Raw genomic sequence first — 16386 nt, 5'->3', positions numbered from 1 at the left:
GTCAGATCCGTGAAGCCAACACGACGACCAGCGCCACAATGACGCCGACGACGGTGATGGCCGCGTAGGAGCGGACGTAGCCGTTGTGGAGTTTGCCGAACCATCTGCCAAGCGCGCCCGTTCCGCGGGCAGCGCCCATGACGAGCCCGTCAACGGCCAGATGGTCTGCTTCCTGCACACCCCGGGTGAGCATTTGCGAGGGCGCCATGAAGACGGCCTCGTTGATAGCGTCCTGGTGTAGGTCGGCGCGAGCCGCGCGCACCAGAGCGTTGGTCTCCGGCGGGGTGGTGGCCACCTCGCGGCGAGCAAAGAGCACGTAGGCCAGCGCCACGCCCAGGATGACGACGGCGAGCGTCGCTCCCATGATGACGGGCACCGCGATCACGGGCTCGTGATGCTCAACCTCACCGGTAACCGGCGCGAGCCAGGCGGTGAAGTCCCAGACGTAGGTCAGCGCGAGGCCGAGCCCGATGGAAAAGACCGACAGCACGATCATCGGCACGGTCATGAGGGCGGGCGACTCGTGCGGATGCATGTCCTTACCTTCGCGCGTCTTAGACCAGCGCTTGTCGCCATGGAAGACCATGAAGAACAGTCGCGACATGTAGAACGCGGTGATGCCGGCGCCGAGCAGCGCAATGAGACCGAAGATCCACGGCCGCAGGCCATCGCCAACGAAGGCGGCTTCGATGATCTTGTCCTTGGAGAAGAAGCCCGCAAACGGGGGCACTCCGAGGATCGCCAGCCAGCCAATGGCGAAGGTGATCCACGTGACCTTCATGTACTTGCTGAGCCCACCGAAGCGCCGCATGTCGACCTGATCGTCCATGCCGTGCATGACGGAGCCCGCACCGAGGAACATCTGGGCCTTGAAGAAGCCGTGGGTGAGCAGGTGGAAGATCGCGAAGGCGGCACCGATCGGGCCGAGCCCGGCCGCGAGCATCATGTAGCCGATCTGGCTCATGGTGGAGGCCGCCAGGACCTTCTTCATGTCGTCCTTGGCGCAGCCGACGATCGCACCGAACAGCAGCGTGATTGCGCCGATGATGGCGACGAGGAGTTGGGCCGTCGGGGCACCGGCGTAGATCGCACCGGAACGCACGACGAGGTAAACGCCCGCCGTGACCATCGTGGCGGCGTGGATGAGCGCCGAGACCGGAGTCGGGCCGGCCATGGCGTCACCGAGCCATGCCTGCAAGGGGAACTGCGCGGACTTACCGCACGCGCCCACGAGCAGCAGGATGCCGGTGACGGTCAGCCAGGTGGTCGACGTGCCGGGCACTGCGGCGAACGCGTCGGCGTATTTGACGCTGCCGAGGGTGGCGAACATCGTCGCCATCGCGAGCAGCAGACCGGCGTCACCGATGCGGTTCATGACGAAGGCCTTCTTAGCGGCCGTCGCGTACTCGGGCACCTGGTTCCAGAAGCCGATGAGCAGGTAGGACGCGAGGCCCACACCTTCCCAGCCGACGAACAGCAGCAGGTAGGAATCCGCGAGCACGAGCGTAAGCATCGCCGCGATGAAGAGGTTGAGGTAGGCGAAGAAGCGTCGCCGGTCCGGATCGTGTTCCATGTAGGCCACGGCGTAGACGTGGATGAGGGAGCCGACGAAGGTCACGAGCATGACGAAGGTCAGCGAGAGCGGGTCGAGCAGCAGCCCGATCGCTCCCCCATCGACGAGTCCCGGCATCCAGTCATAAAGCGGCAGCTCGATGGAGCGCGCCTCGGGGGCCAGCCCGAAGAGCTGGAAGAGGATCGCGGCGCCGAGCCCGAAGGACGCCCAGGAGGCGGCCACGCCAAGCCAGTGCCCCCACCGGTCGGACATGCGTCCGGCGAGCAGCAGGATCGCGGCACTGGCGAGCGGGATCGCGATGAGCAGCCATGCGAGCGAGGCCGCGCCCGTGGCCGGGGTGGTCCCGATCTCGATTGCGAGGGGGAACTGAGAGGCAGTCAGTAGTCCAGTCATGAGCTAGGCACCTCAGTTCTTCAGCAGGGACACGTCGTCGATCGACGCGGACCTGCGGGTTCTAAAGATGGATACGATAATCGCGAGCCCGATCACCACTTCGGCGGCGGCGACGACCATGACGAAGAACGCCATGACCTGACCGTCCAGGCCGCCGTGCATGCGGGAGAAGGCCACGAGCGCGAGGTTGGTGGCGTTGAGCATGAGCTCGACACCCATGAACGCGATGATCGCGTTGCGCCTCACGAGGACCGTGATCGCGCCGATCGAGAACAAGATTGACGACAGCACGAGGTAGTTCATGATGCTCACTTGGCATCCTCCTCATCGATCATGGCCGCAGGGAGCTCGGGGGCCGGGGTGCCCGGCATGTTCGCGAGCCCGGACTGCGCGACGTGATCATCAACATGGGCCGCGGGATCGAGCGCAAACTCGCCGATCTCACGCTGCTGGCCGCGCACCCGCAGCACCTTGGGTACCGAGGCGTTGATCGGGCTACCGTCGGCCGCGAGCGCGGGCACGTCGGCGGCGTTGTGGCGGGCGTAGACGCCCGGGGTCGGCAGCTGGCTGATCCGGCCATCTCCGCGGGCCCACGCGCGCATCTTGGCATCGGCCACGGTGCGCTGGGTGATGGCCCGGTGCAGGCGGTCGCGGTGGGTGAGCGTGAGAGCTCCGAGCGCGGCGGTGATGAGCAGCGCGCCGGTCAGTTCCATCGCGAAGACGTGCTTACCGAAGATCACTTCGGCGACGCCGACGGGGTTCGTCGCGGCATTGGCTTCGGCGAGCCCCGCGGGCTGACCGAGGGTGGCCCAGCCGAGGGCGCCGGCGAGCACGATCACGAGGCCGAGAGCCGCAACCGCGGAGACCCAGCGCTGGTTCTTGATCGTCTCGACCAGCGAATCGGAGGCATCCACGCCGACGAGCATGAGCACGAACAGGAAGAGCATCATGATCGCGCCGGTGTAGACCACGACCTGGGCGACCCCGAGGAAGGGCGCCTCCAGCGCGGTGTACATGAACGCCAGGCAGATCATGACAAAGACGATGGACACGGCCGCGTAGACGGCCTTTTTCGCAAAGATGAGGCCGAGCGCGAAGATGACCATGAGCGGCGCCATGATCCAAAACAGCACGGTTTCACCCGTTCCGATCACGGGTTCGGCCGCGGGCGCGACGGCGAGGGGAAGCAGCGGGCTCATGGACGGTCTCCCTTCGCTGCGCTCGCGTCTTTCAAGGTCGGATCCTCCGGCCGGTTGGCGCGGACCCAGTCGATCTGCTCCGTGGTGGGGCCGGTGACCTCCCCGCGGTAGTAGTCGTCATCGGTCGTGCCCTCGACCATTGGGTGCGGGGCGGCAAGCATGCCCGGCTCCATCGGAGCGAGCAGGTCCTGCTTTTCGTAGATCAGGCCCTCACGGGTGGGGCCCGCGAGTTCGTATTCGTTGGTCATCGTCAGGGCGCGCGTGGGGCACGCCTCGATGCACAGGCCGCAGAAGATGCAGCGCAGGTAATTGATCTGGTACACGCGGCCGTAGCGCTCACCCGGAGAGAACTGTCCGTCCAGTGAGTTGGAGCCGGCTTCAACCAGAATCGCGTCCGCGGGGCAGGCCCAGGCGCACAGCTCGCAGCCGATGCACTTTTCCAACCCGTCGTCATATCGGTTGAGCTGGTGACGGCCGTGGTAACGCGGCTGGGTCGGGACCTTTTCAAACGGGTACTGCTCGGTGACCGTCGGGCGAAACATCGAGGAGATGGTGATCCCGAAACCCGCCACCGGGGCGAACAGCTTGCCTAGAGCGCCCTTCTCGTCGGGAGCGAACCGCATGGGTTCGCGGCGTGTCACCTCCCCGCGGGTGCGGGCCTTGTCCATGTCCTTAGACATCAGCTTCCTCCTCAACCACGGCGGTGCCAGGCTGCCGGCGGCTGGCGCGCGGCGATTCCGGCAGGTGCTGCCCCGGCAGTGGCGGCACGGGGTAGCCGCCCGCGAAGGCGTCGAACGGCTCGTCGGAATCGGTGACGATTCCGTCGGTCAGTTCGTAGCCGTCGTCGGTCAGTGTTTCGGGTTTCTTCTTTTCGGGGATGAGCAGCATGATCACGATGGCGACCGCGAAGACGCCACCGATGACCATCAGCAGGGTGGTCAGCGGGATGTCGGTGAAGCGACGCACGCCCTGGACGATCGCCACCATCGCCACCCACACGAGGGCGACGGGGATGAGGACCTTCCAGCCGAGCTTCATGAACTGGTCGTAGCGGAAGCGCACGAGCGTACCGCGGACCCAGATCATGAAGAACATGACGATCCAGACCTTGGTGATGAACCACAGCATGGGCCACCAGCCGGTGTTCAGCATGCCGTCGCCGATCATCGACAGCGGCCACGGGGCTCGCCAGCCACCGAGGAATAGGGTGACGGCGACGCCGGAGACGTTGAACATGTTGATGTATTCGGCGAGGAAGAACCACGCGAACTTCATCGAGGAGTATTCGACCATGTGGCCGGCGACGAGTTCGCCTTCGGCTTCGGGCAGGTCGAAGGGCAACCGGTTGACTTCGCCGACCATCGAGATGATGTAGACGATGAACGCCGGCAGCAGGGCGATGAACCACCACAGGCGGGTTTGCGCGTCAACGATTTGCGAGGTCGACATCGATCCGGAGACGAGGAAGACCGAGACGAGCGACAGGCCCATGGCGAGCTCGTAGGAGATCACCTGCGCCGAGGAGCGCACGGCGCCAAGCAGCGGGTAGGTGGAGTTGGAGGACCAGCCGCCGAGCACGATGCCGTAGACGCCGAAGGCCGTGATGGCCAGGATGTAGAGCACCGCGACGGGGAAGTCGGTCAGCTGCAGCGGCGTCGTGTGGCCAAACATCGAGGCTTCGGGCCCGAACGGCAGCACCGCGTAGACCATGAAGGCGGTGAAGGCCGCGATGAACGGCGCAAGCAGGTAGAGGAACTTGTCCGCGCCCTTGAGCATGAAGTCTTCCTTCAAGACCAGCTTCAGGGCGTCCCCGATGGCCTGGAAGAGACCGAAGGGGCCGTGGACGTTCGGGCCGGGGCGGGTCTGCATCCGGCCCAGTCCACGTCGTTCCACCCACAGCGCCATGAGCACGGAGACCAGCAGGAAGACGAGGATGAAGACCGCCTTGATAAGGACGATCCACCACGGGTCGTTGCTGATATCCGCGACGGGATGCGCGTCAAAGGGGAAGGCGAGGGCACTCATTAGTTGGCCTCCTTAGCTTCCAAGGTGACGATGTCGCCAGCGCCCACCCCGAGGTCGGTGTAGACGGAGCAGCCGGGCGAATGCTGCGGCAGCCAGACGACGTGATGCGGCATGTCGGTGATCGCGACGGGGACTCGCACGGCGCCGGCGGGACCGGTAACGGTCACGAGGTCGTCGTTTGCCAGGCCGAGCTCACCGGCGAATTCCGGGCTGATGCGAGCAACGGCGCGCGGCGCGGTACCCGCCAGGTGCGGCTCGCAGTCCTGGCCGCTCGCGCTATCGAGCATCATGCGCCACGTCGCGAGAACCGCCTCGTTGCCGGAGGCGTGCGGCACCTCGCCAGCAGCACGGTGCTCGAAGGCCGGCGTCGCGCCGCTCCACTCGAGCAGTTCGGTGATCTGGCCGTGAACCTCCTCGAGGGAATCGATGCCGAGATCAATGTCGAACTCGCGGGCGAGATCGGCAAGGACTTCGCGATCAGAGGAGAAGTGCGAGGTGCGAACCTGGCCGAAGGGACGCAAGCGCCCCTCCCAGTTCAGGAAGGTTCCGGCCTTGTCGACCGGCGGCGCGACGGGCAGCACGACCTGGGAGGTCGGCGTGACCGCAGAGCGGCGAACCTCGAGCTGGACGACGAAGGCGGCGCGCAGTGCACGCTCGGCGAGGACGGGATCCGGCAGATCGGCCAGGTCAAAGCCGCCGACGATGGCCGCGGGCAGCTCGCCAGTGTTCAGTGCGAGCAGGATCTCGGTCAGGTCGCGGCCGGCAGCGCTCGGCAGCTCGGAGACTCCCCAGGCGCTCGCAACATCGACGCGGGCTTCCGCATCGCTCGCGGCGCGGCCTGAGGGCAGCAGGTCTGGCAGCAGACCGGCCTCGAGCGCGGCGCGTTCGCCGGCGCGGCGCGGGATCCACACGAGGCGTGCTCCGCTGCGCTTTGCCAGTGCCGTCACTTCGCTGAGCAGGCCAGGCACCTGGGCGGCGCGCTCACCAACGGCGATGATCGCGCCCGGTGCGGACAGGCGTCCAGCCAGGGCGTTGAGGTTCTCGTGCGCGGAGCCGTCCACGATCGCCGCGAGCACCTCGGGTTCGGTGCCGGGGGCGGCGGAGATGAGGTCGGCGCCGAGCTTGCGCGAACCGCGCGTGAGGTAGGGCGCGAGCGTGGAGACGTGGACGCGGCCTTCCAGGACGCCCTTGCGCAGGCGCAGGAAGACGTTTCCGGCCTCTTCTTCGGATTCCAGTGCGACGAGGAAGACCTCGGGCGCGAATTCCAGGTCACGGAAGGTGACGCCGAGCCCGCTGCCCGCGACGTGCGAGGCGAGGAAGGCGGCTTCTTCCGCGCTGTGGGCGCGGGCGCGGTAGTCCACGTCATTCGTCTGCAACACGACGCGCGCGAACTTCGACCACGCGAAGGCATCCTCCAGGGTGAGGCGGCCACCGGGCAGGGCGGCCACTCCCCCGCGCGCGAGCGCGTCCTTCAGCCCATCGGCCGCAATGGACAGCGCCTCGGACCAGGAGGTCTCGACGAGCTCGCCGGTTTCTTCGTCGCGCACCATGGGGGCGCGCAGCCGGTCCGGGGCGTCCTGCCAGGCGAAGGCGAAGCGGTCCTTGTCGGTGATCCACTCCTCGTTGACCTCCGGGTCGTCGCCCGACAGGCGACGCATGACGGTGCCATGCCGCACGTCGACGCGGATGGCCGCGCCGGACGCGTCATGCTCCGCGACGGAAGCCGTAGAGATGAGGTCGAAGGGGCGCGAGCGGAACCGGTAGGTCGCGCTCGTCAGGGCCCCCACGGGGCAGATCTGGATCGTGTTGCCGGAGAAGTAGGAGGCAAAGGTGCGTCCGGATTCATCCCGCTCGGCGGCGCCGACGGGTCCCGCGGCGAGTCCCGCGGTCAGGCCGGGCTCCCCGTCGGGGCCGGTCAGGTCCGGCGCGATGACGTGCGGCTCGGCGTGACCGGTGTCGGCGAAGTCGAGGATGTTCTCGTCGAAGGTGCCGATTTGCGAGGAGTGCAGGCCGTGCAACTCCATGCCGGGGCTGCCGGCGCCGCGGCCCTGCAGCGCGATGAACGGATCACCGGCGATCTGCGCGGAGAACCGGGTGCAGCGCTGGCACAGGATGCAGCGGTCGCGATCGAGCAGGATCTCGGTGGACACGCGGATCGGCTTGGGGAAGGTGCGCTTGATGTCGATGAATCGCGAAGTGGCGCGACCGTTGCTCATCGCCTGGTTCTGCAGGGGGCATTCGCCGCCCTTATCGCAGACCGGGCAATCCAGCGGGTGGTTGATGAGCAGGAACTCCATGATGCCCTGCTGCGCCTTGTCCGCGACCTGGGAGGTGTGCTGGGTGTTCACTTCCATGCCGGGGGTGACCTCCATGGTGCAGGAGGCCTGAGGCTTGGGCATCGGGCGGATGTTGCCTTCGCGGTCGGGCATCGCCACATCGACCAAGCACTGGCGGCAGGCGCCGGCCGGCTTCAGGAGCGGGTGATCGCAAAACCGCGGGATGTGAATCCCGGCCTGCTCAGCCGCACGAATGATCAGCGTTCCCTTGGGAACCTCGACGGTGACGCCGTCGATGGTGGCGTTGATTAGCTCGACGGCTTCGCTACCGGGTTTGGGAGTGGTCGTCGTCATCGGACACCTGCCTCAGTAAAGACGGCGGTCGCTTCGTAGGGGAAGAGTTCGCGCGCGGGCGTTGTCAGGCCTGCTTCAAACTCGTCACGGAAATACTTGATGCCGGATTGGATCGGAGTCGCCGAGGCGTCACCGAGCGCGCAGAAGGAACGGCCCAAAATGTTGCCGGCGATCTCGTTGATGAGATCGACGTCGCCGGGCTCGCCCTTACCTGCTTCCAGGCGGTGCATGATCTGGCGCATCCAGAACGTGCCTTCGCGGCACGGGGTGCACTTGCCGCAGGATTCGTGCTGGTAGAAATCGGTCCAACCGCGCACGACGCGAACGACCGAAGTGGTCTCGTCAAAGACCTGCAGGGCGCGGGTACCGAGCATGGATCCGGCGGCCCCGACAGCTTCGTAGTCGAGCGGCACATCGAGGTGCTCTTCGGTGAAGATCGGCGTGGAGGAGCCGCCCGGCGTCCAGAACTTCAGGCGGTGGCCGTTGCGCATGCCGCCACACATCTCGATGAGCTCGCGCATGGTGATACCAAACGGGGCTTCAAACTGGCCCGGGTTCTTCACGTGCCCGGAGACCGAGAAGATGCCGTGGCCGGCGCTCTTTTCGGTACCCATGGCCTTGAACCAGTCATTGCCGTGGGCGATGATGCCCGGCACCGAGGCGATGGATTCGACGTTGTTGACGACGGTCGGGCGAGCGTACAGGCCCGCGACCGCCGGGAACGGGGGCTTCAGGCGCGGCTGGCCGCGCAGGCCCTCGAGGGAGTCGAGCAGCGCGGTTTCCTCACCACAGATGTAGGCGCCGGCACCGGCGTGCACGGTGACCTCGAGCTCGTAGTCGCCGCGCGGACCGAGTCCGGTTCCGAGCAGGCCCGCTTCCTTGGCTTCGCGCACGGCGTTCAGCAGTCGGCGGTAGACGTGGACGACCTCGCCACGCAGGTAGATGAACGCGTGGGTGCAGCCGATGGCGTAGGAGGTGATCGCGACGCCCTCGATGAGCACGTGCGGATCGGCCATCATGACGGGAATGTCCTTGCAGGTGCCCGGCTCGGACTCATCGGCGTTGACGACGAGGTAGCGAGGGCCGCCATCTGGCGGGGGCAGGAAGGACCACTTCAGCCCGGTCGGGAAGCCCGCGCCGCCACGGCCGCGCAGTCCCGAGTCCTTGATCTGGTTGACGACCTCTTCCGGGCTCATCTGCAGGGCTTTGGCGAATGCTTCGTAGCCCCCGTGTTCGCGGTAGGTCGCAAGGGAGTAGGGCGCATCCTTATCCCACAGGTCGGTCAAGACCGGGGTGAGGGTTCCGGGAGTGGAAAAACTCATTCGTCTGCTCCTTGCTTCGCATCGCCGTCGTAATCGGCCGACGATCCGGGCTCTCCCACGTCTTCGGTACCGGCGTAGGGATCGGCGGAACCGGATTCTGAGGGCTCCGGTGCGCGCCAGTTGTGATCGCGAGCGATCTTCAGGCCCAACAGGCTGGCTTCGCCCGCGGCCACGCCTTCAGTGGCGCGACCGTCTTCGAAACCGGCCAGCACGCGAGAGATTTCCTTGAAGGTTCCAACGGTTTCGGGACCGCGCGTGGGATGGATCGGCTTGCCTTCGCGGATGTCCTCGACGATCTGCAACGCCGAGGTGGGCGTCTGGTTGTCGAAGAATTCCCAGTTGACCATAATGACGGGCGCGTAGTCACAGGCCGCGTTGCATTCGAGGGCTTCCAGGGTGATCTTGCCGTCTTCGGTCGTCTCGGTGTGGCCGACGCCGAGCTCTTCGGACAGCGTCTCGTAAATGATGTCGCCACCCATGACCGCGCACAGCGCGTTGGTGCACACGCCCACGTTGTATTCGCCGTTGGGGCGGCGGCGGTACTGGGAGTAGAAGGTTGCGACCGCGGAGACCTCGGCGCGGGTAATGCCCAGTACGTCAGCGCACAGTGCGACGCCTCGCGGCGAGACGTAGCCGTCGTAGGACTGGATGAGGTGGAGCATCGGGCCGAGCGCGGAGCGCGCGTGCGGGTAGCGGGCGACGATCTGCTCGCATTCGCCGCGCAGGGTCGCATACACCTGCTCGGGGTAGCTGGATTCACTCACCGGTCAACGCCTCCCAACACGGGGTCGATTGAGGCCATGGTGACGACGATGTCGGCGATCATGCCGCCCTCGACCATCATGGCTGATGATTGCAGGTTCGCGTAGCTGGGCTCGCGGAAGTGCACCCGGTAGGGGCGGTTACCGCCGTCGGAGACCGCATGCACGCCGAGGACACCCTTCGCGTGTTCCGTAACCGAGAAGGCTTGGCCGGCGGGAACGCGGAAGCCTTCGGTGACAATCTTGAAGTGGTGGATGAGGGCCTCCATGGAGGTCCCCATGATCTCCTTGATGTGCGCCAGCGAGTTGCCCTGGCCGTCGCTTCCGATGGACAACTGGGCGGGCCAGGCAATCTTCTTGTCAGCCACCATGACGGGCTCACCTTCGCTGGCCTCCAGGCGCTCCAGGCACTGGTAGACGATCTTCAGCGATTCGTAGCACTCATCGAAACGCACCATCGTCCGGTTATACGGATCGGAATAGGTGCGGGTGGGGACCTCGAAATCGTAGGTCTCGTAGCCGCTGTAGGGCTGGAGCTTGCGCATATCAAGCGGCAAGCCGGCCGCGCGCAAGCACGGCCCGGTCAGGGACAGCGCGAGCGCTCCCGCGATCGAGATGTAGCCGACCTTTTGCATCCGCAGCTTGAAGATGGGGTTGGCGGCCAGCAGGTCACGCAGTTCGCCGACATCGCGGCGCACCTTGGGCAGCAGCTCACGGATATAGTCCGTCGTGCCCGGGGGCAGGTCCTGTGCGACGCCACCGGGACGGAAGTAGGCGTGGTTCATGCGCAGGCCGGTAATGCGTTCCAGGATGCGCAGGATTTCCTCGCGGCCACGGAAGCCGATCGTCATGATGGTCGTGCCGCCCATTTCGTTACCGCCGGTGCCGATGGCAACGAGGTGAGAGGCGATCCGGTTGAGCTCAGCGAGCATCACGCGGATAACCTTCGCACGCTCGGGAATGTCGTCCTCGATGCCGAGCAGGCGCTCCACGGCAAGGACGTAGCCGAGTTCGTTGTGCAGCGGGGCCACGTAATCCATCCGGGTACAGAAGGTCACGCCCTGGGTCCAGGTGCGGAACTCCATGTTCTTTTCGATACCCGTGTGCAGGTAGCCGGTGCCGACTCGCAGTTCCTTAACCGTCTCGCCCTCGATGTCGAGGATGAGGCGGAGCACGCCGTGCGTGGAGGGGTGGACCGGGCCCATGTTGACGACGATGCGCTCTTCGCCAACGCGTTCGGCCTCGGCCGCGATATCGTCCCAGTCCCCGCCGGAGGCGGTGTATTCGGAGAGGGTGGCGTCTTCAAAGACGGGACCTGTAGCGTGCACGCTCATGAGTTGTACGACCTCCGAGTATCTGGCGGCGGGACGGTGGCGCCCTTGTATTCCACGGGGATGCCGCCGAGCGGGTAGTCCTTGCGCTGGGGGTGTCCTACCCAGTCATCGGGCATGTGGGAGCGGGCGAGGGCGGGATGGCCGTCAAAGACGATGCCAAAGAAGTCCCAGGTTTCGCGCTCTTGCCAGTCATTGCCGGGGTAGATGGACACGACCGAGGGGATGTGCGGATCGGAATCCGGGCACGTGACCTCCAGGCGCACCACGCGGCCACCGTGGGTGATGGACATCAAGTGGTAGACCGCGTGTAGTTCGCGATCGGTTTGGTGCGGGTAGTGCACCCCGGATACCCCCAGACACAGTTCGAAGCGCAGGTCTTGGTCATCGCGCAGGTGCCGGCAGACGCGCTCAATGTGGCTGCGTTCGATGTAGACCGTGAGTTCGCCACGATCGACGACGACGGCCTCGATCACGTCATCCGGGTTGACGCCATCGGTTTGGAGAAGTTCGCGTAGCACCTCGATGAACTCATCGAACCAGGAACCGTAGGGCGGCTCGGTGGGATCCGGCATCCGGATCTCGCGCACGAGGCCACCAAAGCCCGAGGTATCCCCCGAGCCGGCGGCTCCGAACATGCCCTTGCGGGTGTCGATGATCGGAAGCTGGCGGTGCGCCGTTGCGGGGTCGACCGCGGCACCGATGGCATCCGTGACGGCGATGTCCTTGCTCGCCTTGGTGTTGTCTTCGCTCACGCCAGCTCTCCGTTCATCAGATGCATCGGGGTCGCGCGCAGCGCCGCGGCTTCGGCGGCCCGGGCGGCTTCCACCCGGTTCACGCCCAGCGGCTCGTTCTTGATCTGCTCGTGCAGCTCCAGGATTGCGTTGAGCAGCATTTCCGGGCGCGGCGGGCAGCCCGGCAGGTAGATGTCGACGGGCACGACGTGGTCACAGCCCTGGACAATCGCGTAGTTATTGAACATGCCGCCCGAGGAGGCGCACACGCCCATCGAGATCACCCATTTGGGTTCCGGCATGGAGTCGTACACGTTGCGGATGATCGGCGCCATCTTGTGCGACAGGCGGCCCGAGACAATCATGAGGTCGGCGTGACGCGGCGAGGCGCGGAAGACCTCCATACCGAAACGCGAAATGTCGAACCGCGGCGTACCGGTGGCCATCATTTCAATCGCGCAGCAGGCCAGACCCATGGTGACGGGCCAGACGGATGATTTACGTGCAAGGCCAACGATTTTCTCCACGCTTGTCAGCATGAAGCCGGATGGTGCCTTTTCTTCGATACCCATGCTTTACCTCAGTCCCATTCCAGTCCGCCGCGGCGCCATTCGTAGATGAAGGGCACCGAGATCAAGAAAATAAACGTGAGCATCGAGACCAGGCCGAACAGGCCCAGCTGGTCAAAGGCGACTGCCCACGGGTAGAGAAACACCACTTCGATGTCGAAGATGATGAAGGTCATCGCGATCAAGTAGTACTTGACCTGGAAGCGGCCGGAGTGTTCGGCGCGCGGGGTCGGGGAGACACCGCACTCGTAGTTCGCGACCTTGACGCGGTTGTAACGCTTGGGCCCAATGACGGCGGACGCGGCCAAGCCACCGAGAGCCATCGCGGCGGCGACGGCCATCATCACCAGGAGGGGTACGTATGGATTCATGATGTCTCTCTTATCCGGTCACGACGCGGGAACGATTTTAGTCAGCGTGGCGATGATGCGGTCCATCGCATCGCCGCCGCGATGTTCGTACCCGTCCGATAACAGTTTATGAACGAAACGCATCAGTGTGGGCCGTGGGAGCCCGTACTTCGTGCAGATTCGCATCACATCGGGGTTTTCAATGAGTTTGACGAAGACTTTTCCGAGCGCGAAATACCCGCCGTGTTCGGCCGCCATGGCCGCCGGGTAAGCACGCAGTGCCTTTTCGTGGCCGTAAGCGCTGGTGCGGGCCAGCGCCTGCGTCACGACATCGGCCGCGATGCGTCCGGCCTTCAACGCATAGGTGATGCCCTCACCGTTGAACGGCGAGACCATCCCGCCGGCATCGCCGACGAGGATGAGACCCTGTGAATAGTGTGGCTGCCGGTTGTAGGCCATCGGCAGGGCCGCGGACTTCAGCGGGCCGAGCTGGTTTTCCTCGGTGAATTCCCAAGATTCGGGGGCATTGGCCATCCAGGCCTTGAAAATCGCGCGGTAGTCGAGTTTGGTTGCCTTGGCCGTGGAGGACACGGATCCGAGTCCGACGTTCGCGGTGCCATCACCTAGGGCAAAGATCCAGCCGTAGCCGGGCAGCAGGTTGGACGCTTCGCGCGGACCATCCCACAGCTCGAGCTGGGATTCCATCCACTCATCATCGTGGCGCGGGGTCTTGAAGTAGGTGCGCACGGCGACACCCATGGGTCGGTCGTCGCGTTTCTCGATCCCCATCCGGGTCGCCAGCCGCGCCGAGACGCCGCCCGCATCGACAACGATCGGGGCGCGGTACTCGCGCTCCTGGCCGCGGGAGCCATCCGGGTTCTTCGTGCGGGCCTTGACGCCCACAATCCGTCCGGACTTCAGCCGGATCGGCTCGGTCACGGTGGTGTTTTCGATGAGTTCGGCACCGGAGGCCTGAGCGTGGCGAATCAGCGATTCATCGAGCCCGGTGCGAGCCTTGGCCATCCCGTAATTCGGGTAGGTCGTGGTTTCGGGCCAGGGCAGGTGGATCGTGTGTCCGCCGCCGATGACGCGCAATCCCTTGTTGCGCATCCAGCCCTTGGCGGGATCCATATCGACGCCCATGAGGAGGAGTTCGCGCACCGCTCCCGGGGTAAGGCCATCGCCGCACACCTTGTCGCGCGGGAATTCGGCCTTTTCGAGCACGATGACCCGGTGGCCCAGTTGCGCTAGATAGTGTGCGGTGGAGCTACCGGCGGGGCCGGCGCCTACGACGATGACATCCGCATCGCCTGAAGAGTTCCACTCCACTGTTACTGCTCCCAGCATGTTCACGGTATGCCCGGACGGGAAGGCACACACGTAGCCAAAGTCTACAAACCGCCCATCGAATCCTCTTGCTAGGCAACCCTAAGTGACGGGTGGCACTTTGTGCGCCCGGTGCAGGGCCACGATGCCCCCGGAAAGGTTGCGCCACTTGATGCCGCGCCAGCCAGCCGAGTGCATGATCTGGGCGAGTTCGCGCTGTGCCGGCCAGTCGAGGATCGACTCCATCAGGTAGGAGTAGGCCGGAGCGTTGGAGGAGAACGCTCCGGCGATGGTCGGCAGCGCCGTGCCGAGGTAAAACTCATAGGCCGCGCGCAACGGCGCGAAGGTCGGCGTGGAGAACTCGCAGATAACGATGCGGCCCCCGGGCTTCGTCACGCGATACATCTCGGTGAGCGCCGCGGCGGTGTCGGCGATATTGCGCAACCCAAAGGAGATGGTGACGGCATCGAAGGTCTCGTCGGCAAAGGGCAGGGCCATGGCATCGCCGGCGATGAAGGGAATATCGTCGCGGCGCTGCTTGCCGACGGCGAGCATCCCTTCGGAAAAGTCACACGCGACGACGTTGATCCCGCGATCGGCCCACTCCTCCGTCGAGGTTCCGGTGCCCGCCGCGAGATCGAGGACCCGCTGGCCCGGCAGGGCCCCCACCGCGGTTCTCGTCGCCACTCGCCAGATCCGGTCTTGGAAAACCGAGAGCAGATCATTGGTGAGGTCATAGCGGGAGGCGACGTCATCAAACATCGCGGCGACCGCATGGGGGTTCTTATCGAGTTCGGCGCGGGTCATGGCCCAATCGTCTCACGGCCCGCGCCGGGGTGCCGAACCCGCTCGCTAGCGCTGGGGCTGATCCTGGCGGGCCGCGAGCGTGACCTCGATGTCCTTGGTCTGTCCGCCGCGAACGACGCTGACCGTCACGGTATCGCCCGAGGCATACTGGCGGACGTAGCCCACGAGCGAGTCGGCCGACTGCACGGCGTTCTTGTCGATCGCGACGATGACGTCACCGACCTGGATGCCTGCCTTACCTGCCGGGGAGCCGTCCTCAACGCTGCGCACCTGGGCGCCGGCGCGCACCGCGGAATCGGTGGCCGCCTGGCCGGTGGCGAGTCCGACGCCGAGGAAGGCGTGCTCGGCGACGCCGTTAGCGATGAGCTGATCGGCGACGCGGGAGGCGAGATTGGCGGGGATCGCGAATCCGAGGCCGATCGAGCCGGCCTTGCCCTGCTGGCCGAGGGTCGCGATCGAGGACGAGATGCCGATGACCTTGCCGGTGGCGTCGAAGATCGGGCCGCCGGAGTTGCCGGGGTTAATGGAGGCATCGATCTGGATCGCGTTCGTCGTCACGCGGTCAACGACCTGCTCAAAGGGGCCGTCCTGGCTGACCTTGGACGTCGTGACCGGGCGGTTCAAGGCAGAGACGATGCCCGTCGTGACCGTCGAGGACAGCCCGAGCGGGTTGCCGACGGCCGCGACCGGCTGGCCAACGGTTAGGCCGCTGGAGTCGCCGAAGGTCGCCGGCTTCAGGTCGCTCGGCGGGTCATCGAGCGTGAGGACCGCGAGGTCGGTGGCGGGATCCGTGCCGCGCACCTTGGCCTTCAGCATCCGGCCATCGGCAAGCGTCACGACGATCTCGCGGGCGCCGTCGATGACGTGATTATTGGTGAGGATATGGCCCGTGTTATCCAAGATGACGCCCGAGCCGTTACCGGAGCCGTCGGCGCTGCGCATCGAGATCGAGACGACGGAATCCTTCACCTCGCTCGCGACGGCCTCCCAGTTGGGCAGGGCTCCAGACGACGCCGCGCGGGCGTTCGTGGAGGTGTCGGCGCTCGTCGTCGTGGATACGCCGGGCGACGCCGTCTGCTGGGAGGTGGGCTCGATGAGGTGACCCGCGCCAAGCGTCACGCCGGAGGCGAGCAGCGCGGAGGCCAGGGAGGTGCCGAGGAGCGCCGCCCAGGTCGGCCGGCGGCGGCCCGCCTCGGGGCCGGGCTGCGGACGCGTGTCCGTCGGGCGGGTGGGAGCCGGGTGGGTGGAGCCGGGATAGCCGGAGGTGGAGTAGCCGGTGTCGGGCCGGATCCACGCCGGCTGGGAAGGCTGGTTCGGCTCAGGTGGGCGCTGCGAGTCATTCATGTGGGTTAGTCCTTTCTGATAG

15 protein-coding genes are annotated in these 16386 nt (G+C 65.8%); all 15 read right to left on the bottom strand.

Going from position 1 to position 16386, the window contains the following annotated elements; translation table 11 throughout:
• Position 1: 1 nt before the first annotated feature.
• A complete protein-coding gene (nuoL, locus tag MUN85_RS09955) occupies positions 2–1966 on the bottom strand; it encodes an NADH-quinone oxidoreductase subunit L (RefSeq protein ID WP_250506561.1) in 1965 nt (654 codons plus the stop codon).
• 12 nt (positions 1967–1978) lie between these two features.
• On the bottom strand, positions 1979–2269 hold the full coding sequence (gene nuoK, locus MUN85_RS09950) for an NADH-quinone oxidoreductase subunit NuoK (protein ID WP_284501105.1): 291 nt from the start codon (positions 2267–2269) through the stop codon (positions 1979–1981).
• A gap of 5 nt (positions 2270–2274) precedes the next feature.
• Positions 2275–3165, bottom strand: coding sequence for an NADH-quinone oxidoreductase subunit J (locus tag MUN85_RS09945; RefSeq protein WP_250506560.1), 891 nt, complete (start codon positions 3163–3165; stop codon positions 2275–2277).
• Positions 3162–3788: an NADH-quinone oxidoreductase subunit NuoI gene (gene nuoI / locus MUN85_RS09940; protein WP_250506583.1), complete on the bottom strand. Its 627-nt coding sequence runs from the start codon at positions 3786–3788 to the stop codon at positions 3162–3164. The genes MUN85_RS09945 and nuoI overlap by 4 nt, the downstream gene beginning before the upstream one ends.
• Before the next feature lie 49 nt (positions 3789–3837).
• Positions 3838–5190 carry an NADH-quinone oxidoreductase subunit NuoH gene (gene nuoH, locus MUN85_RS09935; protein ID WP_250506559.1) on the bottom strand — a complete coding sequence of 451 codons (1353 nt, stop codon included), beginning with the start codon at positions 5188–5190 and terminating at the stop codon, positions 3838–3840.
• Entirely contained in the window at positions 5190–7820 is a 2631-nt protein-coding gene (locus MUN85_RS09930) for an NADH-quinone oxidoreductase subunit G (RefSeq protein ID WP_250506558.1), read from the bottom strand. Before MUN85_RS09930 ends, nuoH begins: the two co-directional genes overlap by 1 nt.
• Positions 7817–9142 carry an NADH-quinone oxidoreductase subunit NuoF gene (nuoF, locus tag MUN85_RS09925; protein WP_250506557.1) on the bottom strand — a complete coding sequence of 442 codons (1326 nt, stop codon included), beginning with the start codon at positions 9140–9142 and terminating at the stop codon, positions 7817–7819. Before nuoF ends, MUN85_RS09930 begins: the two co-directional genes overlap by 4 nt.
• Entirely contained in the window at positions 9139–9906 is a 768-nt protein-coding gene (gene nuoE, locus MUN85_RS09920) for an NADH-quinone oxidoreductase subunit NuoE (protein ID WP_250506556.1), read from the bottom strand. The genes nuoF and nuoE overlap by 4 nt, the downstream gene beginning before the upstream one ends.
• A complete protein-coding gene (locus MUN85_RS09915; protein WP_250506555.1) occupies positions 9903–11237 on the bottom strand; it encodes an NADH-quinone oxidoreductase subunit D in 1335 nt (444 codons plus the stop codon). Before MUN85_RS09915 ends, nuoE begins: the two co-directional genes overlap by 4 nt.
• Positions 11234–11989 (bottom strand): NADH-quinone oxidoreductase subunit C, encoded by a 756-nt coding sequence (locus tag MUN85_RS09910; protein WP_222842351.1) that lies wholly within the window; start codon positions 11987–11989, stop codon positions 11234–11236. The genes MUN85_RS09915 and MUN85_RS09910 overlap by 4 nt, the downstream gene beginning before the upstream one ends.
• Positions 11986–12540 (bottom strand): NuoB/complex I 20 kDa subunit family protein, encoded by a 555-nt coding sequence (locus tag MUN85_RS09905; protein ID WP_092562021.1) that lies wholly within the window; start codon positions 12538–12540, stop codon positions 11986–11988. The genes MUN85_RS09910 and MUN85_RS09905 overlap by 4 nt, the downstream gene beginning before the upstream one ends.
• Positions 12541–12548: 8 nt before the next feature.
• Positions 12549–12908: an NADH-quinone oxidoreductase subunit A gene (locus MUN85_RS09900; protein ID WP_222842350.1), complete on the bottom strand. Its 360-nt coding sequence runs from the start codon at positions 12906–12908 to the stop codon at positions 12549–12551.
• Positions 12909–12926: 18 nt separating this feature from the next.
• The gene (locus MUN85_RS09895; RefSeq protein WP_092562016.1) at positions 12927–14234 is read right to left on the bottom strand and encodes a geranylgeranyl reductase family protein; all 1308 of its coding nucleotides are present in this window, start codon (positions 14232–14234) and stop codon (positions 12927–12929) included.
• An 81-nt stretch (positions 14235–14315) separates the two neighbouring features.
• Positions 14316–15020, bottom strand: a complete 705-nt coding sequence (locus MUN85_RS09890; RefSeq protein ID WP_250506554.1) for a demethylmenaquinone methyltransferase — start codon at positions 15018–15020, stop codon at positions 14316–14318.
• Between the two features lie 45 nt (positions 15021–15065).
• Entirely contained in the window at positions 15066–16364 is a 1299-nt protein-coding gene (locus MUN85_RS09885; RefSeq protein ID WP_250506553.1) for a S1C family serine protease, read from the bottom strand.
• Positions 16365–16386: the final 22 nt, after the last annotated feature.

This window comes from Bowdeniella massiliensis (assembly GCF_023634005.1).
In the GTDB taxonomy this organism is placed as follows: Bacteria; Actinomycetota; Actinomycetes; order Actinomycetales; family Actinomycetaceae; genus Bowdeniella; species Bowdeniella massiliensis.
The sequence above is the reverse complement of the archived record's forward strand: the minus strand, read 5'-3'. Positions and strand labels throughout refer to the sequence as shown.